The 19,810-nt window shown below is 61.2% G+C and carries 19 protein-coding genes and 1 pseudogene; 12 read left to right on the top strand and 8 right to left on the bottom strand.

Features of this window, described 5'->3' with window-relative positions:
* Positions 1-5 precede the first annotated feature (5 nt).
* A complete protein-coding gene (locus BFN10_RS18075) occupies positions 6-410 on the bottom strand; it encodes an acyl-CoA thioesterase (protein WP_003176975.1) in 405 nt (134 codons plus the stop codon).
* Positions 411-868: 458 nt separating this feature from the next.
* Between BFN10_RS18075 and BFN10_RS18070 the strand changes: the two genes are divergently transcribed.
* From BFN10_RS18070 to BFN10_RS18035, 8 genes are all read left to right on the top strand, one after another.
* Entirely contained in the window at positions 869-2,158 is a 1,290-nt protein-coding gene (locus BFN10_RS18070) for an MFS transporter (protein ID WP_071490824.1), read from the top strand.
* Between the two features lie 218 nt (positions 2,159-2,376).
* Positions 2,377-3,363, top strand: coding sequence for a phosphate ABC transporter substrate-binding protein PstS (locus tag BFN10_RS18065; protein ID WP_049710887.1), 987 nt, complete (start codon positions 2,377-2,379; stop codon positions 3,361-3,363).
* A 384-nt stretch (positions 3,364-3,747) separates the two neighbouring features.
* The gene (locus BFN10_RS18060; RefSeq protein ID WP_170856048.1) at positions 3,748-5,781 is read left to right on the top strand and encodes an ABC transporter permease subunit; all 2,034 of its coding nucleotides are present in this window, start codon (positions 3,748-3,750) and stop codon (positions 5,779-5,781) included.
* A gap of 15 nt (positions 5,782-5,796) precedes the next feature.
* Complete coding sequence (gene pstA / locus BFN10_RS18055; protein WP_071490822.1) at positions 5,797-7,467, top strand: phosphate ABC transporter permease PstA; 1,671 nt, start codon at positions 5,797-5,799, stop codon at positions 7,465-7,467.
* 69 nt (positions 7,468-7,536) lie between these two features.
* Positions 7,537-8,370 carry a phosphate ABC transporter ATP-binding protein PstB gene (gene pstB, locus BFN10_RS18050; RefSeq protein ID WP_025856391.1) on the top strand — a complete coding sequence of 278 codons (834 nt, stop codon included), beginning with the start codon at positions 7,537-7,539 and terminating at the stop codon, positions 8,368-8,370.
* A 70-nt stretch (positions 8,371-8,440) separates the two neighbouring features.
* Positions 8,441-9,202: a phosphate signaling complex protein PhoU gene (gene phoU / locus BFN10_RS18045; RefSeq protein WP_058424288.1), complete on the top strand. Its 762-nt coding sequence runs from the start codon at positions 8,441-8,443 to the stop codon at positions 9,200-9,202.
* A 168-nt stretch (positions 9,203-9,370) separates the two neighbouring features.
* Positions 9,371-10,282 (top strand): response regulator, encoded by a 912-nt coding sequence (locus BFN10_RS18040; protein WP_071490821.1) that lies wholly within the window; start codon positions 9,371-9,373, stop codon positions 10,280-10,282.
* Positions 10,283-10,472: 190 nt separating this feature from the next.
* Positions 10,473-11,135, top strand: a complete 663-nt coding sequence (locus BFN10_RS18035; protein ID WP_071490820.1) for a M23 family metallopeptidase — start codon at positions 10,473-10,475, stop codon at positions 11,133-11,135.
* 3 nt (positions 11,136-11,138) lie between these two features.
* Here BFN10_RS18035 and BFN10_RS18030 read toward each other — a convergent pair whose 3' ends face one another.
* From BFN10_RS18030 to phoB, 3 genes are all read right to left on the bottom strand, one after another.
* The gene (locus BFN10_RS18030) at positions 11,139-12,479 is read right to left on the bottom strand and encodes a hemolysin family protein (protein WP_010207573.1); all 1,341 of its coding nucleotides are present in this window, start codon (positions 12,477-12,479) and stop codon (positions 11,139-11,141) included.
* Between the two features lie 206 nt (positions 12,480-12,685).
* The gene (gene phoR, locus BFN10_RS18025; RefSeq protein ID WP_231999538.1) at positions 12,686-13,972 is read right to left on the bottom strand and encodes a phosphate regulon sensor histidine kinase PhoR; all 1,287 of its coding nucleotides are present in this window, start codon (positions 13,970-13,972) and stop codon (positions 12,686-12,688) included.
* A gap of 81 nt (positions 13,973-14,053) precedes the next feature.
* Positions 14,054-14,743, bottom strand: coding sequence for a phosphate regulon transcriptional regulator PhoB (gene phoB, locus BFN10_RS18020; RefSeq protein ID WP_003176964.1), 690 nt, complete (start codon positions 14,741-14,743; stop codon positions 14,054-14,056).
* A gap of 155 nt (positions 14,744-14,898) precedes the next feature.
* Between phoB and BFN10_RS18015 the strand changes: the two genes are divergently transcribed.
* The gene (locus tag BFN10_RS18015; RefSeq protein WP_071490818.1) at positions 14,899-15,276 is read left to right on the top strand and encodes a COG4315 family predicted lipoprotein; all 378 of its coding nucleotides are present in this window, start codon (positions 14,899-14,901) and stop codon (positions 15,274-15,276) included.
* A 128-nt stretch (positions 15,277-15,404) separates the two neighbouring features.
* Here BFN10_RS18015 and ubiA read toward each other — a convergent pair whose 3' ends face one another.
* Both ubiA and BFN10_RS18005 read right to left on the bottom strand, forming a co-directional pair.
* Positions 15,405-16,295 (bottom strand): 4-hydroxybenzoate octaprenyltransferase, encoded by an 891-nt coding sequence (gene ubiA / locus BFN10_RS18010; RefSeq protein WP_071490817.1) that lies wholly within the window; start codon positions 16,293-16,295, stop codon positions 15,405-15,407.
* Positions 16,295-16,858, bottom strand: a complete 564-nt coding sequence (locus tag BFN10_RS18005; protein WP_071490816.1) for a chorismate--pyruvate lyase family protein — start codon at positions 16,856-16,858, stop codon at positions 16,295-16,297. The genes ubiA and BFN10_RS18005 overlap by 1 nt, the downstream gene beginning before the upstream one ends.
* 196 nt (positions 16,859-17,054) lie before the next feature.
* Here BFN10_RS18005 and BFN10_RS18000 point away from each other — a divergent pair, with 196 nt between their 5' ends.
* The 3 genes from BFN10_RS18000 to BFN10_RS17990 all read left to right on the top strand — a co-directional run bounded on the left by BFN10_RS18000 (position 17,055) and on the right by BFN10_RS17990 (position 18,875).
* Positions 17,055-17,222: a rubredoxin gene (locus BFN10_RS18000; RefSeq protein WP_015886569.1), complete on the top strand. Its 168-nt coding sequence runs from the start codon at positions 17,055-17,057 to the stop codon at positions 17,220-17,222.
* Positions 17,223-17,259: 37 nt separating this feature from the next.
* Positions 17,260-18,408: an NAD(P)/FAD-dependent oxidoreductase gene (locus BFN10_RS17995; protein WP_071490815.1), complete on the top strand. Its 1,149-nt coding sequence runs from the start codon at positions 17,260-17,262 to the stop codon at positions 18,406-18,408.
* 191 nt (positions 18,409-18,599) lie between these two features.
* Positions 18,600-18,875, top strand: a complete 276-nt coding sequence (locus BFN10_RS17990; protein WP_003176958.1) for an HU family DNA-binding protein — start codon at positions 18,600-18,602, stop codon at positions 18,873-18,875.
* A gap of 91 nt (positions 18,876-18,966) precedes the next feature.
* Here BFN10_RS17990 and BFN10_RS17985 read toward each other — a convergent pair whose 3' ends face one another.
* Together BFN10_RS17985 and BFN10_RS17980 are read right to left on the bottom strand one after the other, a co-directional pair.
* Positions 18,967-19,581, bottom strand: a complete 615-nt coding sequence (locus tag BFN10_RS17985) for a DUF6707 family protein (RefSeq protein ID WP_071490814.1) — start codon at positions 19,579-19,581, stop codon at positions 18,967-18,969.
* 37 nt (positions 19,582-19,618) lie between these two features.
* Positions 19,619-19,810 (bottom strand): annotated as a pseudogene (locus BFN10_RS17980) (NucA/NucB deoxyribonuclease domain-containing protein); the annotation flags it as partial.

Raw genomic sequence — 19,810 nt, 5'->3', positions numbered from 1 at the left:
GAGGTTTAACGTGCGCGCGACGGCACCGAACGCGTGCGACCACTGCCATCGATGGCGACGAACACGAACACCGCCTCGGTCACCTTGCGCCATTCGCTGGACAATGGGTCGTCGCTCCACACTTCGACCATCATCTGGATCGAGCTGCGACCGATTTCCAGGGCCTGGGTATAGAAGGAGAGCTGCGCGCCCACGGCGACCGGCACCAGGAACGCCATGCGATCAATGGCCACGGTGGCTACACGCCCGCCCGCGACCTTGCTTGCCATCGCGGTGCCGGCCAGGTCCATCTGTGCGACCAGCCAGCCGCCGAAAATGTCGCCAAAACCGTTGGTTTCACGCGGCAGGGCGGTGATTTGCAGGGCGAGATCGCCTTGCGGGATAGGATCTTCTTGTTCGAGTTCGATCATGCCAAGGGTGCCTCTGACCCGTAACGCTTCATGGGTATTTCAAGTGGATAGCCGTCTTATGGAAAAACGTTTCAGCACCAACATACTCCGCGTGATGCGTTTCTCGTAAGGCGTACTAAAGGGAAGCTCTGCCAAATCGGCTGGACGGCTTCCAACGACGGTTTGGCACAGCAGCCCCTCAAGACTGGGGGTCTTGCGCTTGCAAGGGCCGAGTATATCGACACGTTGTCGCCACGACGACCTCTGGGCGTTCATTTGGTCGGCAATTCGCGGCTGTATTGCGGCTTTTTCCGGCAACTGTGCTTCTGTGCGCAGATAACGCTCAGGAAAGCGGAATAATTCGCGCGGTTGAACGGTTATTCGCTCACCGCTGTGCTTTTGCGAGCGATTTGCTATCTTGCCATGCCTGCCGCAAGTCCCGGGCTTGCCGTCCCGACTACTATAAGAGAAGCCTTGCCATGTCCTCCGTGCCCGCAAGCAGTGCGCAACCTTCGCGCCCGCTGACCCGCAACGACTACAAAACCCTGTCGCTGTCTGCCTTGGGCGGGGCGTTGGAGTTTTACGACTTCATCATTTTCGTGTTTTTCGCCACCGTGGTCGGAAAACTCTTCTTCCCGGTCGACATGCCCGAATGGCTGCGCATGATGCAGACCTTCGGCATCTTTGCCGCCGGTTACCTCGCGCGCCCCCTGGGCGGCATCATCATGGCGCACTTCGGCGACCTGCTGGGCCGCAAGAAGATGTTCACCCTGAGCATCTTCATGATGGCCGTGCCCACCCTGATCATGGGCCTGCTGCCAACTTACGCGCAGATCGGCCTGTGGGCGCCGATCCTGTTGCTGCTCATGCGCATCATCCAGGGCGCGGCCATTGGCGGCGAAGTACCCGGCGCCTGGGTGTTCGTCTCCGAACACGTACCGCCACGGCATATCGGTTACGCCTGCGGCACCCTGACCAGCGGCCTGACCGCCGGGATCCTGCTGGGATCGCTGGTGGCCACCGCCATCAATACTATTTACAGCCCGGAGCAAGTCTCGGATTACGCCTGGCGTATCCCGTTCCTGCTGGGCGGTGTGTTCGGCCTGTTGTCGGTGTACCTGCGCCGCTGGCTGCATGAAACGCCGATCTTCGCCGAGATGCAGCAGCGCAAGGCACTGGCCGCCGAGTTGCCGTTGCGCGCGGTGCTGCGCGACCACCGTGGCGCCATCGTCTTGTCGATGTTGCTGACCTGGTTGCTGTCGGCCGGCGTGGTGGTGGTGATCCTGATGACCCCGACCGTGCTGCAGACCCTCTATCACTTCAGCCCGACCGTGGCATTACAGGCCAACAGCCTGGCCATCGTCACCCTGAGCCTGGGCTGCATCGCCTCCGGCGCCCTGGCTGATCGCTTCGGTGCCGGCCGGGTACTGGTGATCGGTTGTGCGCTGTTGCTGGCCACATCCTGGACGCTCTATCACAGCCTCTTCAACCATCCTGACTGGCTGTTCCCGCTGTACACCCTGACCGGTCTGTTCGTGGGCACCATCGGCGTGGTGCCCTACGTGATGGTCAAGGCCTTCCCGCCCGTGGTGCGTTTCAGCGGCCTGTCGTTCTCTTACAACGTGGCCTACGCCGTGTTCGGCGGGCTGACGCCGCTGGCGGTATCGCTGCTGATGAAGGAAAGCCCGCTGGGTCCGGCCTACTACGTTGCCGCCCTGTGTGTGATGGGGATGGTAGTGGGTGGGTATTTGTGGAAGCGTTCGCGCTAAGCCATGGATGACGATCGTTCCCGGCCCTGGGAACGATCACGTTTCAACGTATTTCCAAGCCTTAATCTCTCCCTCCCGGGCCTCGTGCCTGCGCGCTTTTCGTGGCGTCGTTGAATAGTGGCCTTTCATCTAATTGTCACATTCCAGACATAGAGTGTTCACACGGCCTCCCGATACTTGGCCCCGATCCAATTATCCCTATCTGCTAGGAGCAAGGCATGAAACTGAAACGTTTGATGGCGGCAATGACTTTTGTCGCTGCTGGCGTTGCGACCGCCAACGCGGTGGCCGCTGGTGTTGATCCGGCAATCCCGGCGTACGTGAAGACCACTGGTGTGTCGGGCAACCTGTCCAGCGTTGGTTCCGATACCCTGGCTAACCTGATGACCCTGTGGGCCGAGGGTTACAAAAAGGAATACCCGAACGTCAACATCCAGATTCAAGCTGCCGGCTCGGCCACCGCGCCACCAGCGCTGACCGAAGGCACCTCCAACCTGGGCCCGATGAGCCGCAAGATGAAGGACACCGAACTGGCGGCCTTCGAGCAGAAGTACGGTTACAAGCCAACCGCTATTCCGGTTGCGGTGGATGCCCTGGCCGTGTTCGTGCACAAGGACAACCCGATCCAGCACCTGACCATGGAACAAGTCGACGCGATCTTCTCCTCGACTCGCCTGTGCGGTGGCAAAGCCGACGTGAAAACCTGGGGTGACCTGGGCGTGACCGGCGACCTGGCCAACAAGCCGGTGCAACTGTTCGGTCGTAACTCGGTGTCCGGCACCTACGGCTACTTCAAGGAAGAAGCCCTGTGCAAAGGCGACTACAAGCCAAACGTGAACGAACAACCAGGCTCGGCTTCGGTCGTGCAGTCGATCAGCTCTTCGCTGAACGGCATCGGTTACTCGGGCATCGGCTACAAGACTGCCAGCGTGAAGACCGTGGCCCTGGCCAAGAAAGGCAGCACTGAGTTCATCGAAGACAGCGAAGAAAACGCCCTGAACGGCAAATACCCGCTGTCGCGTTTCCTCTACGTGTATGTCAACAAAGCGCCGAACAAGCCTCTGGCCCCGCTGGAAGCCGAGTTCGTGAAACTGGTGCTGTCCAAACAAGGCCAGGAAGTTGTCGTGAAAGACGGCTACATCCCACTGCCAGCCAAAGTCGCCGCCAAGGCCCTGGCTGACCTGGGTCTGAAAGAAGGCAACTGATTGCCTCTGCGGGGCCGGCGTACCGGCCCCGCATCCGAATTTTCTAGTCCGCTGCCAGCCTTGCTTCGCGGCGGATTTGTTGCGTCACTGCACTGTCATCTTTCTGTCATACAGGATCGCTAGGGTGTGCGCATGAATGATCTGGCCAATTCCACCATGACGACGACTTCTCCCCCCAAGCGCATTGACTTCAATACGCCTGAGCTGCAACGCAAGCGCCGCATTCGCGCGCTCAAGGATCGCCTGACCCGTTGGTACGTGCTGGTCGGCGGCCTCGCCGTCCTCGGCGCCATCACCCTGATTTTCTTCTTCCTGGCCTACGTCGTCGCGCCACTGTTTCAAGGCGCCTCATTGACCAAGGAAGACGCACTGACCCCGGCCTGGATCCAGGACGCGGGCAAGCCGCTGATGATCTCCCTCGAAGAACAGAACCAGGTCGCCATGCGGGTTTCCGACAAGGGCCAGGCGCTGTTCTTCAATGTCGAGACCGGTGCCGAGCTCACGCGTGTCGACCTGCCCCTGCCCGCCGGCACCAGCGTTGCTTCTATCGGTGAAGACCAGCCCGGCAGCCCGCTGGTGATCCTCGGTCTATCCAATGGCCAGTCCCTGGTATTCCGCCACACCTATAAGGTGTCCTACCCTGACGGCAAGAAAACCATCACGCCGGCGATCGAATACCCCTACGGTGAAACGCCGATCGTGCTGGATGACGCTGGCCGCCCGCTGGAACACGTGGCCCTCAACGCCACGGATTCGTCCCTGGTGGTGGCAGGCTCCGCAGGTTCGCACTTGAATGTGCTGTCCCTGAGCCGCGAAGAAAACATGATGACCGGCGAAGTCACCAGCGAGCAGAAGCGCATCGAGCTGCCACAGATGACCGAGCCGGTGAAGGCAATCTTCATCGACCCGCGCCAGCAATGGCTGTATGTGATCAACGGCCGTGCCTTGGCCGATGTGTTCAGCCTGCGCGACAAGAGCCTCAATGGTCGCTACAAACTGCTGGAAGACGGGACTGCCGAAGTCACCGCGAGCACGCAGCTGGTGGGCGGTATCTCGTTGATCATCGGTAACTCCAAGGGCGGCCTGGCCCAGTGGTTCATGGCCCGCGACCCGGATGGCGAACAGCGGTTCAAGCAGATCCGTACCTTCCAGATGGGCACCACGCCTATCGTGGAAATTTCCGCCGAAGAGCGCCGCAAGGGCTTCACCGCCCTCGACGCTTCCGGCCAGTTCGGCGTATTCCACAGCACCGCCCACCGCACCCTGCTGGTGGACCCGGTGGTCGACGGCCAAGGCGTGTACGGCATGTCGCCACGGGCCAACCGCGTGATCGTGGAGGCGGGCGGCAAGCTGCAGCCGCTGATGCTCGACAACCCGCACCCGGAAGTGTCTTGGAGTGCGCTGTGGAGCAAGGTCTGGTACGAAAACTACGACGAGCCTAAATACGTCTGGCAGTCGACCGCCGCCAACACCGACTTCGAACCCAAGATGAGCCTGGCCCCGTTGACCTTCGGCACCTTGAAGGCCGCGTTCTACGCCATGTTGCTGGCCGCGCCACTGGCCGTTGCCGCCGCGATCTACACCGCCTACTTCATGGCCCCGAGCCTGCGCCGCAAGGTCAAGCCGGTGATCGAGTTGATGGAGGCGATGCCGACGGTGATCCTCGGCTTCTTCGCCGGCCTGTTCCTGGCGCCGTATGTGGAAGGGCATCTACCGGGCATTTTCAGCCTGTTGATGCTGTTGCCGATCGGCATCCTGGTGGCCGGCTTCATCTTCAGCCGCCTGCCTGAATCCCTGCGCCTGCGCGTACCGGATGGCTGGGAAAGCGCGATCCTGATCCCGGTGATCCTGTTCGTGGGCTGGCTCTCGCTGTACATGAGCCCGTACCTGGAAACCTGGTTCTTCGGCGGCGACATGCGCATGTGGATCTCCCACGACCTGGGCATCACCTACGACCAGCGCAACGCCCTGGTGGTCGGCCTGGCCATGGGTTTCGCGGTGATCCCGAACATCTACTCCATCGCCGAAGACGCCGTGTTCAGCGTACCGCGCGGCCTGACCCTGGGGTCCCTGGCCCTGGGCGCCACGCCGTGGCAGACCATGACCCGTGTGGTCATCCTCACCGCCAGCCCGGGCATTTTCTCGGCACTGATGATCGGCATGGGCCGTGCGGTAGGCGAGACCATGATCGTGTTGATGGCCACCGGTAACACCCCGGTGATGGAGATGAACCTGTTCGAAGGCCTGCGAACGCTTGCGGCCAACGTCGCCGTGGAAATGCCCGAGTCGGAAGTGGGCGGCAGTCACTACCGCGTGCTGTTCCTCTCGGCGCTGGTGCTGCTGCTGTTCACCTTCATCATGAACACCCTCGCCGAGCTGATCCGTCAGCGTCTGCGCAAGAAATACTCGTCGCTTTAAGAAAGGTAGAAGTCTGTGAAACAGAACTCCCTGAATGGATGGTTCAAGAGCGGCGCCCCCGGCGTCTGGATCAGCGGTGGCGCGGTGTCCATCGCGGTCATCATGACCATTGGTCTGCTGGCCGTGATTGCCGTGCGTGGCCTGGGCCATTTCTGGCCGGCCGACCTGATCCAGGCCAACTACAACGTGCCGGGCCAGGAAAACCATATCGTCATCGGCGAAGTGGTGCAGAAGGAAGAAGTGCCCCGCGAACGCCTGAAAAGCGCCGGCCTGCCGGTGCCGGACCAGGGCCCTGAGTTCATGACCCGCGAGCTGATCAAGGTCGGCAACCGTGACCTGAACGGCAACGACTTCACCTGGATCGTCGGCGAGTGGCTCAAGGACCAGACCACGCCGGCGAACCTCATGACCATCGAGCGGCGTGAGTGGGGCAACTTCTACGGCACCCTGGTCAACGTCAAGCAGGATGGCAAGGTCATTGCCGAAGGCGAGGCCGCCTGGCCGGAGCTGCAGGCCCGGGTAGACCGCGTCAACAAGCTGGCTGCCCAGCTCAAGACCCTGGAAAAATCCGACATCGGCGCGATCAACGCCGGCCTGGAACGTATCCGCCTGCATGGCCGCAAACTGGAATTGGAAGGCAAGCTCGACGCCGCCGCACAGGCCGACATGGACGCCGACCGCGCCGAGCTGAATGCCCGTTACCAAGACATCGAAGCCCGCCTGGCCGACCTGCACGCCCAGTTCAACCGCGACGCGCTGACCGCTCGCGACGGCAACGGCAAGGAAGTGGAAATCGGCATCGGCAAAGTGGTGCACGCCTACCAGCCGAACGCCATGGGTACGATCACCAAGATCGGCTTCTACTTCAGCAAGGTCTGGGAATTCCTCAGCGATGACCCACGGGAAGCCAACACCGAAGGCGGGATCTTCCCGGCCATCTTCGGCACCGTGATGATGACCCTGATCATGGCGATGATCGTGACCCCGTTCGGCGTGCTGGCGGCGGTGTACCTGCGTGAATACGCCAAGCAGAACACCCTGACGCGGGTTATCCGTATCGCCGTGAACAACCTGGCCGGCGTACCGGCCATCGTCTACGGCGTGTTCGGCCTGGGCTTCTTCGTGTATGTATTGGGTGGCTCGGTTGACCGGCTGTTCTTCGCCGAAGCCCTGCCGGCGCCGACGTTCGGCACGCCGGGCCTGTTGTGGGCCTCGCTGACCCTGGCGCTGCTGGCGGTGCCGGTGGTGATCGTGGCCACGGAAGAAGGCCTGGCGCGAATTCCTCGCACTGTGCGTGAAGGCTCCCTGGCACTGGGTGCGACCAAGGCGGAAACGCTGTGGAAGATCGTGCTGCCGATGGCCAGCCCGGCAATGATGACCGGCATGATCCTCGCCGTGGCCCGCGCCGCCGGTGAGGTGGCGCCGCTGATGCTGGTGGGCGTGGTGAAACTGGCGCCGTCGTTGCCGCTGGACGGCAACTACCCGTACCTGCATCTGGACCAGAAGATCATGCACCTGGGCTTCCACATCTATGACGTCGGCTTCCAGAGCCCCAACGTCGAAGCCGCCCGGCCGCTGGTGTACGCCACCGCGTTGCTGCTGGTGCTGGTGATCGCCACGCTCAACTTGTCGGCAGTGTGGATCCGTAACCACCTGCGCGAAAAATACAAAGCGTTGGACAGCTAAAGCTTTTCAATGTGGGAGGGGTCAAGCCCCCTCCCACACACAATGAATTGGTAGCACAGGGAGCATCCCATGCAGCAAGACACCCACACTCACGGCATCAACATGTCTGCCCTGGGTCGCGACAAGCAGAGCCTGAGCCTGGCCCAGGAAACCGTGGCCATCGAAGTGCCGGGCCTGAGCCTGTACTACGGTGAAAAACAGGCGCTGTTCGACGTCAGCATGAACATTCCCAAGCAGCGCGTGACCGCCTTCATCGGCCCGTCGGGCTGCGGCAAGTCCACGCTGCTGCGTACCTTCAACCGCATGAACGACCTGGTGGACGGTTGCCGTGTGGACGGTGCCATCAACCTCTACGGCACCAACATTTACCGCAAGGGCGAAGATGTGGCCGAGCTGCGTCGCCGCGTGGGCATGGTGTTCCAGAAGCCCAACCCGTTCCCCAAGACCATCTACGAAAACGTGGTCTACGGCCTGCGTATCCAGGGCATCAACAAGAAGCGCATCCTCGACGAAGCGGTCGAGTGGGCCTTGAAAGGCGCGGCGCTGTGGGACGAAGTGAAGGACCGCCTGCACGACTCGGCCCTCGGTCTGTCCGGCGGCCAGCAGCAGCGTCTGGTGATCGCTCGCACTATCGCCGTGGAGCCGGAAGTGTTGCTGCTCGACGAACCCTGCTCGGCTCTCGACCCGATCTCGACGCTGAAAGTCGAAGAACTGATCTACGAGCTCAAGTCCAAGTTCACCATCGTTATCGTGACCCACAACATGCAACAGGCGGCGCGGGTTTCCGACTACACCGCGTTCATGTACATGGGCAAGCTGGTGGAATTCGGCGACACCGATACCCTGTTCACCAATCCGGCGAAGAAGCAGACCGAAGACTACATCACCGGTCGCTACGGCTAGGAAGCTGTGGTTCTGATTGCACTGACGCTGCGGTTCTCCGCACCTTACCGGACGCTCCAAGGACGCCAACATGATTAGCAAAGAAGGCCTTACCCACCACATCTCCGCGCAGTTCAACGCCGAGCTCGAGGAAGTGCGCAGCCACCTCCTGGCGATGGGCGGGCTGGTGGAGAAGCAAGTCAACGATGCGGTCACCGCGCTGATCGAGGCCGACTCGGGCCTGGCCCAGCAAGTGCGTGAGATCGATGACCAGATCAACCAGATGGAACGCAATATCGACGAAGAATGCCTGCGCATTCTCGCCCGTCGCCAGCCGGCGGCGTCCGACCTGCGGTTGATCATCAGCATCTCCAAATCGGTGATCGACCTGGAGCGCATTGGCGACGAAGCCACCAAGATCGCCCGACGCGCCATCCAGTTGTGCGAAGAAGGCGAAGCGCCGCGCGGTTACGTGGAAGTGCGCCACATCGGCGACCAGGTGCGCAACATGGTGCGCGATGCGCTCGACGCCTTTGCCCGCTTCGACGCCGAACTGGCACTGTCGGTGGCCCAGTACGACAAGGTCATCGACCGTGAGTACAAGACTGCGCTGCGTGAGCTGGCCACCTACATGATGGAAGACCCGCGCTCTATCTCGCGGGTCTTGAGCATTATCTGGGTGCTGCGCTCCCTGGAGCGGATTGGCGACCATGCGCGCAATATCTCCGAACTGGTGATTTACCTGGTGCGCGGCACCGACGTGCGGCACATGGGCCTCAAGCGCATGAAGGCCGAAGTTGAAGGTTCAGTCGATCAAATCCCTAATGTTCCGGGCGTACCTGACGATAAGTAAGGTTGCCCGAGAAATTAACGCCCGGCCTTTGGTCGGGCGTTTTTGTTTGCGGGCCCGAATTTTTCAGCGAGGGGGCACAAGAAAGTCCCAACGTGACTGCAGAGTTTTTGGCAAAATGCCATCAGTCAGGCGTCTTGCGTGCCGAAGTTTTTATAGGATGAAGGGTCGATGAGTAAAGTCAGTGTGTTGGTGGTGGATGACGCCTCGTTTATCCGCGACCTGGTGAAGAAGTGCCTGCGCAACTACTTCCCCGGGATCAAGCTTGAAGATGCGGTGAACGGCAAAAAGGCCCAGGCCATCCTGATGCGCGAGACCTTCGACCTGGTGCTGTGCGACTGGGAAATGCCAGAGATGTCCGGCCTTGAGCTGTTGACCTGGTGCCGCGAGCAGCCTCACCTCAAAGCCATGCCGTTCGTGATGGTCACCAGCCGTGGCGACAAGGAGAACGTAGTCCAGGCTATCCAGGCCGGGGTTTCCGGCTACGTCAGCAAACCGTTTACCAACGAGCAGTTGCTGAACAAGGTCAAGCAGGCCCTGCACAAGATCGGTCGCCTCGACGCCCTGGTCGCCAGCGCGCCGACCAAGATGAACTCGGCTTTCGGCAACGATTCCTTGAGCGCCCTGACCGGCGGCAAACCCGAAGTGGCGCGTGCGGCTCCTGTTGCGGCTGCCGCTCCTGCGCCTAACAAAGGGTTGCTCAACAGCCCACCGGTGCAGGCGCCGATAGCGGCTGCGCCGGCTGGCGGTCGTGGCCAGGGCCAATTGCGCCTGTCCAGTGGCACCCAGCAATGCGTGATCAAGGCGCTGAGCATCAAGGAAGCGCTGCTGGTGGTGCGTCGCGGTGAAGTCCTGCCCCAGGTACTGGAAAGCGCCGTGCTCGACCTGGAGCAAGGCGAAAACGCCGAAGTGGCCCGCCTCAATGGCTACCTGCACGCCATCGTCGCCTTCGAACCGAAGCCGGACAGCGATTGGCTGCAGCTGACCTTCCGGTTTATTGACCAGGATGCGCAGAAGCTCGACTACATCTCCCGCCTGATTGCGCGCGGTACGGCACAGAAGCATTTTGTGCCGGGTGCGTGATCCTGAGGGACACCGTACAACTGTGGGAGGGGGCTTGCCCCCGATGACGGCGGTTCAGCTAAGCAGTCGGTGGCTGACATCCCGCAATCGGGGGCAAGCCCCCTCCCACATTGGGATCTCCATTGTGGCGTATAGAGTTGTCATGATCCCTTGCTAACCTGCCGTTCAGTCATCCCGGCAGGTTTACGCCATGCTTATGCGCTTCTTGCTGTGCTGCGGGTTGGCGACGGTCGCTATGTCGGCCCAGGCCATGACCCTCTACAAATCCGTCGATGCCAATGGCCTGGTGTTTATCAGCGACCGGTATACGCCGGGCGCCCTGGCGTTCGTGATCCAGGAGCGCAAGGTTGAGCGACCGATGCTTGTCGTGCCCAAGCCCAATCGTGCACAACAAGCCTATCGCTACCCCTTGCCCTGGCGTGGCGGTCCTTTCCGCATGACCCAGGGACCCAACGGCAGCTTCAGCCACACCGATGCCAAAAGTCGTTATGCGATGGACATCGCCATGCCCGAAGGCACGCCGATCATTGCGGCGCGTAGTGGCATGGTGGTGAAGACCGAAAACGCGCAGGCCGGACGCGGCAGTGATGCGTCGGGGAATTTCGTGAGGGTGCGCCATGACGACGGCACCGAGGGCGTGTACCTGCACCTCAAGCAAGGTTCGGTCAGCGTCCGGGTCGGGCAGCATGTGGCGGTGGGGAGCCCGCTGGCGTTGTCGGGCAATACCGGCAACAGCAGCGGGCCGCATCTGCATTTTGTGGTGCAGCGCGCCACCGAGGCGGGGCTGGTCTCGATCCCATATGAGTTCAACCAGCCGGTCGGTGCATTGCCCAATTTTGCATTGGGCAATTGACGGTCAATCCAGCAACAGCACCTTGGCCAGTACGATCTTCGGCCCTTTCATCTTCTTGATGATGATGCGCAAGCCTTCAACCTCCAGCACTTCTTCCTCCTCGGGCACCCGTTTGAGGGTGTCATAGATCAGGCCGGCCAGGGTTTCGGCTTCGATGTGGTCCAGGTCCACGCCCAGCAGGCGCTCCACCTTGAACAGCGGCGTGTCGCCACGCACCAGCAGCTTGCCCGGCTGATAGGCCAGGATGCCGCGCTCGGCCTTGCGGTGTTCGTCCTGGATATCGCCCACTAGCACTTCCAGCACGTCTTCCATGGTGAGGTAGCCGATGATCTTGCCGTCGGCTTCTTCCACCAGGGCGAAGTGCGCGCCGCCTTTGCGGAACTGTTCCAGCAGCTGCGACAACGGCATGTGCCGCGACACACGCTCCAGCGGGCGGGTCAGCTCGGCCAGGTTGAACGACTCGGGGATGTGGTCCAGGGCCGCCAGTTCCAGCAGCAGGTCCTTGATGTGCAACAGGCCCACGAATTCGTTGCGTACCGCGTCATATACCGGGTAACGGCTGAACTTGTGGCGACGGAACAGCGCAAGGATTTCCTTGAGCGGCGCGTTGAAGTCCAGGGTCACCAGGTCTTCCCGGGAGTTGGCCCAGTCCACCACTTCCAGCTCGCCCATTTCCACGGCGGAGGCCAGTACGCGCATGCCCTGGTCGCTCGGATCCTGGCCACGGCTGGAGTGCAGGATCAGCTTGAGTTCTTCGCGGCTGTAATGGTGTTCATGGTGCGGGCCAGGCTCGCCCTGGCCGGCAATGCGCAGGATGGCGTTGGCGCTGGCGTTGAGCAGGTAGATCGCCGGGTACATGGCCCAGTAGAACAGGTACAGCGGCACCGCCGTCCACAGCGACAGCAACTCGGGCTTGCGAATCGCCCAAGACTTGGGCGCCAGCTCGCCGACCACGATGTGCAGGTAGGAGATCACGAAGAACGCCGCAAAGAACGACACGCCCTTGATCACTTCCGGCGACTCGACGCCCACGGCGCCCAGCAGCGGCTCGAGGATGTGCGCGAAGGCCGGCTCACCGACCCAGCCCAGGCCCAGGGAGGCGAGGGTGATGCCCAGCTGGCACGCCGACAGGTAGGCGTCGAGCTGGCTGTGTACGGTGCGCAGGATCTGCCCGCGCCAGCCATTCTTGTGGGCGATGGCCTCGACCCGGGTGGCGCGCAGTTTGACCATGGCAAATTCCGCCGCAACGAAGAAACCGTTGAGCAGTACCAGGATCAGAGCAAAAAGAATCATGCCGAAGTCGGCGAAGAGTGTCGCGAGGGTGATACCAGGGGAAGGGTCCATGATGGGGTTTTGCAGGTTCCGTATGTTCAGTAAGGGGTGGCAGGCGGGCCTGAAAGGCAGGCGCAAGTCGGCCAATGTAGCGGCTGACGGGGCGCTTGCCTAGTGCCCACTGCCGGGCGGGGCTTGGAATACCGTCTCCAAGACAACACAACTCCACTGTGGGAGGGGGTTGCCCCTCCCACATTCAGGCCCGTGGTGTATTTAGTTTAGTTGTCGTTGTCGAGGGCTCGCGAGCGCGCCACCTGAGCCGGCGGAAAATGGCAGGTAAACGTGCTGCCGTGCCCCAGCACGCTGCTGATTTCCAGGCGTGCGCGGTGGCGCAGCAGCACGTGCTTGACGATCGCCAGGCCGAGCCCGGTGCCACCGGTGTTGGAGTTGCGGCTGGAGTCGACACGGTAGAAACGCTCGGTCAGGCGCGGCAGGTGCTTGGCGTCGATGCCGATGCCGGAGTCCTGCACGCTCAAATGCGCGCCTTGTTCGTCGGCCCACCAGCGGATGCGGATATTGCCTTTGTCCTGGGTGTACTTCACGGCGTTGAACACCAGGTTGGAAAACGCGCTGCGCAACTCGCCTTCGCTGCCCTTGAGCAGCACGGCCGGGTCGGCTTCCAGGCTGATCTGCTGCCCGCGTTGGCCGGAGAGGGCCTGGGCGTCGTTCTTGATGGTCTGCAACAGGCTTTGCACGGCCACCGGCTGGTTGTCCGACGGATAATCGGTGGCTTCCAGCTTGGCCAGCAACAGCAGGTCGTTGAGCAGGGTCTGCATGCGCGAGCCTTGCTGCTGCATTTGCTGCAGGGCCCGGCTCCAGCGTGGGTTGATCTCGTCGACGTTGTCCAGCAGCGTCTCCAGGTAGCCGCAGATCACCGTCAGCGGTGTACGCAACTCGTGGGAGACGTTGGCGACGAAGTCCTTGCGCATCTGCTCCAGCTGGTGGATGCGGGTGACATCGCGCACCAGCATCAGGTGTTCATTGTTGCCGTAGCGCGTCAGGTACAGCTGGATGCGTACGCGGTCATTGGTGGGCGAGGGGATTTCCAGGGCTTCTTCGTAGTTCTCCTGTTCGAAGTACTCCTTGAAGCGCGGGTGGCGCACCAGATTGGTCACTGGCTGGCCGCTGTCCTGGGGGGTCTTGAGGCCCAGCAGGGTCTCGGCGGCGCGGTTCCACCATTCCAGGTTGCCGTCGCTGTCGAGCATGATCACCGCGTCCTTGAGCGCGGCGGTGGACTCCTGCACCCGGTCGATCACCGCTTGCAGGCGGCCGCGCACACGCTGGTCGCGACGTTGCAGGTGGTAGATGCTGTCGAACACCTCGCCCCACAGGCCGTAGCCATCGGGTGGTGCCTCATCGGGTTTATGCTGGCGTAGCCATTCGTGCAGGCGCAGCAGTTGCTTGAGGGTCCAGCCCAGGTACAGCGCGATGCCGACTGCCAGACTCCAGCCGTAATAGCCGCTGACCAGGCCAACCAGCAGGCAGCCGGTGATCAGCAAAAGCATGTGGCGGATCAGGGTGCCATGCCAGTTTTGGTTCACTTGAACATGCGTCCTTGTCAGCTGTTAAGTCAGGATCCGATTGGCTCAGCCCTTGGTAGAGAAGCGGTAACCAGTGCCGCGCACGGTTTGTACCAGATTCTCGTAGGCATCGCCCAAGGCTTTGCGCAGGCGACGGATATGCACGTCCACGGTGCGTTCTTCCACGTACACGTTGCCGCCCCACACTTGGTCCAGCAGTTGGCCGCGGGTGTAGGCGCGCTCCTGGTGGGTCATGAAGAATTGCAGCAGGCGGTATTCGGTGGGGCCCATCTCGGCCGGTTTGCCGTCGATGGTCACGCGGTGGCTGATCGGGTCCAGCAGCAGGCCGCCGACTTCGATAGGCGCTTCGCCATCGGTAGGCCCGGCGCGGCGCAGTACGGCCTTCAGGCGCGCTACCAACTCCCGTGGGGAAAAAGGTTTGGTGATGTAGTCATCGGCACCGACTTCCAGACCCTGGATCTTGTTGTCCTCTTCGCCCTTGGCGGTGAGCATGATGATCGGGATGTCCCCGGTCAGCTCGTCACGCTTGAGGCGGCGGGCCAGTTCGATGCCGGAGGTGCCGGGCAGCATCCAGTCCAGCAGGATCAGGTCCGGCTTGCGGTCGACGATAATGGCATGGGCCTGCTGGGAGTTCTCCGCCTCCAGGCAGTCATAGCCGGCCATTTCCAACGCAACGGCGATCATCTCGCGGATGGGCGCTTCGTCGTCAACAATCAGAATGCTCCTGCCAACCATGCTCGAAAATCCTCTTGTCATTTAACTGTCTTGCGCCGCATTAGATAACGGAATTATTGCAGTCGTGTGACAGTAATTTAGTCGCTCGGGCAATTCCCGCCTCTCTGGACTACGCTTTGAGTCCGAATCCTGACAACCACAAAAGGAAGGTTCCGATGACTTACAGCACGATTTCCTGGAAAGCCCTGCTGGTGACGGCTGCGTTGACGCTGCCGGGCCTGGCATTTGCGGCGGAGCCGGCGATGACCAAAGACGGAATGCTGGTGGACCACAAGGGCATGACGCTCTACACCTTCGACAAGGACGCTGACGGCAAGTCCGTGTGCAAGGACCAGTGCGCGACCAATTGGCCGCCGTTGAAGGCAGAGTCCACTGACAAGTCGATGGGCAAATGGACCGTTATCACCCGCGATGACCAGACCAGCCAGTGGGCCTATGACGGTAAGCCCGTCTACACCTACAAGGATGACCACAAGGCCGGTGACAAGACCGGTGATGGCAAAGGTGGGGCGTGGCACGTGATCAAGCCTTGATGACGCGGTGCCGCTGAAATCACCGGGGGCAAGTCGAATCGTCGTACCACCCCTCCCACAGGGGAACACATTCCAAATGTGGGAGGGGGCTTGCCCCCGATGAGGTCGGGACAACCGCCACAAAAACCTCAGCGAAACGCATAGTCCGCCACAATCCCGACAAATATCGCCAACCCCGCCCAGTGGTTGTGCAGGAACGCCTTGAAGCACTTCATGCGGTCCTTGTCCCGGGTGTACCAGAACTCCCAGGCAAAACAGCCCGCCGCGCCCAGCAGACCCAGGTGGAACCAGCCACCCAACTCGAATCGCGCCCCCGCCAGCAACAGGCATACCAACGACAGCCCTTGCAGCGTAAGGATGATCACGCGATCCGCATCGCCAAATAAAATGGCGGTGGATTTCACGCCGATCTTCAAGTCGTCATCCCGGTCGGTCATCGCGTAATACGTGTCGTAACCCACTGTCCACAGCAGGTTGGCGATATACAGCAGCCAGGCCGTAGCGGGAAGGTGACCCGTTTCGGCAGTGAACGCCATCGGCATGCCCCAGGAAAACGCCGCCCCCAGCACCACCTGCGGGTAATAGGTGTAGCGCTTCATGAACGGGTAGCTCGCCGCCAGGGCCAGGCCACCGAGGGACAGCAGGATGGTGGTGGTGTTGGTCAGCAGCACCAGCAGGAAACTGATGCCCATCAGCACGGCAAAAAACACCAGCGCCTCTTTGGAGCTGATCTTGCCGCTCACCAGCGGGCGTTGCTCGGTGCGCTTCACATGGCCGTCGACCTTGCGGTCGGCCCAGTCGTTGATCACACAGCCACCGGCGCGGGTCAGCACCACGCCGAGCACGAAGATCACGATATTGATTAAAGAAGGCGAGCCTTTGCCGGCGATCCACAGCGCCCATAGGGTCGGCCACAACAGCAGGTAGATGCCGATGGGCTTGTCCATGCGGGTCAGTTGAATGAAATCCCAGGCCCTGGGGTTCAGGTGGTTCAGGGACTTGAGCAGACGTTGGTACATCAGCAATTCTCCGGATGGGCGTGCAGCGCGTGCCAGAAACTGGGCAAGAAGACTTCCGCGACCAGCACGCTCAGCGGCCCGCGATCAAAGCGTGAGCGGCGTGCCCACAGCCCGTCGACCTGATCGGCCGCTGGCAACCAGCGCCGAGGGTAATGGCACACTTCGATGGCCTGGCGGGTGAAGGCCTGGTCACAGAACAGCAGTTCGCCCAGGGACCGGCTGCCCAACTCATCCATATGCAGGCCGTCGCCCTGCAGAGCGCCGCGTGCGGCCACACTGCGTGCGAACACCCACGGCTGACCATGCCCACGCAGATACACCTCGCGCACCCAACCGATACTGGCCGGCGCCAGCGCCAGGGCGGCACATTCGTCATCGCGTAGCGGTTGCCAGCCTTCGAACAGTGGCGTGACGCTGAAACCGTCGTTGGACAGCCACGTCAACCGCCGCGTCAGCGAGTCTTCGTTGAACAGCCAATTGAGGGTCAAGGACGTGGGTACAGGGGCCAGGTGGCTCTGGGTCAACCATTGGCAAGCATCGGGAGGGTCGATTGAGTGCGGCACGGTGAGTCAGTATCGGCAGCAAAAGAGGCGGCGAGCTTACCATGGCGTCCAACGTTTTTGCCGGAGGCAACCGGCTGTTTGCGTCGATCATGCTTGCATCTGCCGGCCACCATCAGTACAAAACGCCCTGAGCCGTACGGCAATGCGGGTCTATCGACCGTCGGCCAAGAAGCCTGGACTCCTGAGGAAACAAGTAATGAAGAAGTGGCAATGTGTCGTCTGTGGCCTGATCTACGACGAAAAGGACGGCTGGCCGGATGATGGAATTCTGCCTGGCACCCGTTGGGAAGACGTCCCGGAAGACTGGCTGTGCCCGGACTGCGGCGTGGGCAAAATGGATTTCGAAATGATCGAAATCGGCTGATTCTCGATTTTCAGAAAAGTATTACAAGGAGAAAGGAATGAACGCACCTGTCGTGATCATCGGCACCGGATTGGCCGGTTACAACCTGGCCCGTGAGTTTCGCAAGCTCGACAGCGAAACCCCATTGCTGCTGATCACTGCGGATGACGGGCGCTCCTACTCCAAGCCCATGCTCTCCACCGGGTTTGGCAAGAACAAGCAAGCCGATGGCCTGAGCATGGCTGAACCGGGCGCCATGGCCGAGCAACTCAAGGCCGAAGTGCGCACTCACACCCGCGTCAGCGGCATCGACCCCGGTCACAAGCGCCTGTGGATCGGCGAGGAGGCGGTGGCCTACCGCGACCTGATCCTGGCCTGGGGCGCAGAAACCGTGCGTGTGCCGGTTGAAGGCGATGCGGCTGACCTGATTTTCCCGATCAACGACCTCGAAGACTACGCACGCTTTCGTGCCGCCGCTGCCGGCAAGCGCCGTGTGCTGCTGCTCGGCGCCGGCCTGATCGGCTGCGAGTTCGCCAATGACCTGATCCTGGGCGGTTATGAAATCGACCTGGTGGCACCGTGCGAGCAAGTCATGCCGACACTGTTGCACCCGGCCGCCGCCGCCGCAGTACAGGCCGGCCTCGAAGGCCTCGGCGCGCGTTTCCACCTGGGCCCGGTGCTCAATCGCCTGCAGCGCACCGCTGATGGTCTGGAAGCTCACCTGTCGGACGGTGAAGTGATCGCCTGTGACCTGGTGGTCTCGGCCATTGGCCTGCGCCCACGCGTCGACCTGGCCGCCGCCGCCGGCCTGCAGACCAATCGCGGGATCATGGTGGACCGCCATCTCAAGACCTCCCACGCCAATATCTACGCCCTGGGCGACTGCGCCGAGGTCGACGGCCTGAACCTGCTGTACGTGATGCCGCTGATGAGCTGCGCCCGTGCGTTGGCCCAGACCCTGGCCGGCAACGCCACTGCCGTCAGCTACGGCCCGATGCCGGTGACCGTGAAAACCCCGGTCTGCCCGCTGGTGGTTTCGCCACCGCCTCGGGGCACCGAAGGCGTCTGGAGTGTCGAAGGCGAGGGCGCCGACATCAAGGCCCTGTGCCGTGACGCAAGCGGTCGCCTGCTGGGTTACGCACTGACTGGCAGCGCCGTGATGGAAAAACTCGCCCTTAACAAAGAACTTCCGCCGTTGCTGGCGTAAATACCGGTCGTTCTGTCGGAATAAGCACGTTTTTCCCTCCAGAAAGGTCGCCGCTAGACTGGCGGAGCGTGCGAGGGCATGCCATCCTCACTCCCGTCTGCCGCAGAGTAGAGCCTGCGGCGCTTTGGGCGCTGCTCCAGAAGAGAGCAGCACGGACATAACAACAAAAAACCGTCAAAGAGGCTTCACTTATGCGTAAACCAGAACTCGCAGCCGCCATCGCTGAAAAAGCCGATCTCACTAAAGAACAGGCCAACCGCGTCCTCAACGCCGTTCTCGAAGAAATCACCGGCGCCCTGCACCGCAAGGACAGCGTCACCCTGGTTGGCTTCGGCACCTTCCTGCAACGCCACCGTGGCGCTCGCACTGGCAAAAACCCTCAAACCGGTGAGCCGGTGAAAATCAAGGCGAGCAACACGGTTGCGTTCAAGCCGGGTAAATCGCTGAAAGACACTGTCAACGCGTAATGGCGTTACCGTCTCGAAGGGGCGGGGTGGTAGGAGAGATGGGCACGCCGACTGGGTCGGGTGCCCATTTTTTATTGGATTAAACAAGACTTCATTTGAATGGCGTGAGCTTTTCTAATCCGATCTTGCCAATGATTTCATTGATTCTGACGACATTTTCTTCGATATCGGCCTTTATCTTTTCGTGCGGGTAATGTTCGGGTTTATCAAAGAACTGAATTTTTAACAGGCTCATCAGGTAAGTGACACGTTGATTGCCCTCTGTCACAAAGTCGCCCTCGTTCTCCGCGTCCTGGATTTTGTCCAGGCTCAAGGTCTCGCCTCTTATAAAGCGTTCATGGGTGTTGCGCTTCACCGTGACTTGCAGCTCGTTTCCGGTGTTCAGCGCCGCCAATACACGAGCAAGCGCATCAGCGTACACGGGCTCATCACCGCGCGCCCTCGCCAGGGTGCCGTTGAGTACCAGTGACGCCTCGATCCAGACCCAATAGTCATAGTTATTTTCAAAAGGGATTTTGCTCAGCGGTGCAGTGAGCTGCTCGGCCAGGTCGTTTTCATTGATGACGTACAACAGGTAAGCCAGACGGGTCAGCGATTCGATACGTGACTTCTGAGTTTTATTGTATTTGGCTGCCACTTTCGACACGCGGTCTGCCAATGGGCCGCTGGCAGCAGAGAGTGAGTCAAGTGCTTCTGTGATCTGCATGGAAATCTCCAATCGGTTACTTCACGACTATTTTTACTCGGGTCCCGTCGTCATAGCCGCTCAGGGCATGCGCGATCGAGGAGCCTGCGCCTCGGTTGTCGCTAGGGTCGATGTACCTGACGCTAGCCCCTTTGCCACCTTCTTTGAACATCGCCATCGGGAATTCATCCCGATCCAGGTACTGCCCCTGGAACCGCAGGTTCTGCTCCTCGATGTAATAAGGCTCGCG

The sequence above is a fragment of the Pseudomonas extremorientalis genome, from assembly GCF_001870465.1.
Taxonomy (GTDB): Bacteria; Pseudomonadota; Gammaproteobacteria; order Pseudomonadales; family Pseudomonadaceae; genus Aquipseudomonas; species Aquipseudomonas extremorientalis.
The sequence above is the reverse complement of the archived record's forward strand: the minus strand, read 5'-3'. Positions and strand labels throughout refer to the sequence as shown.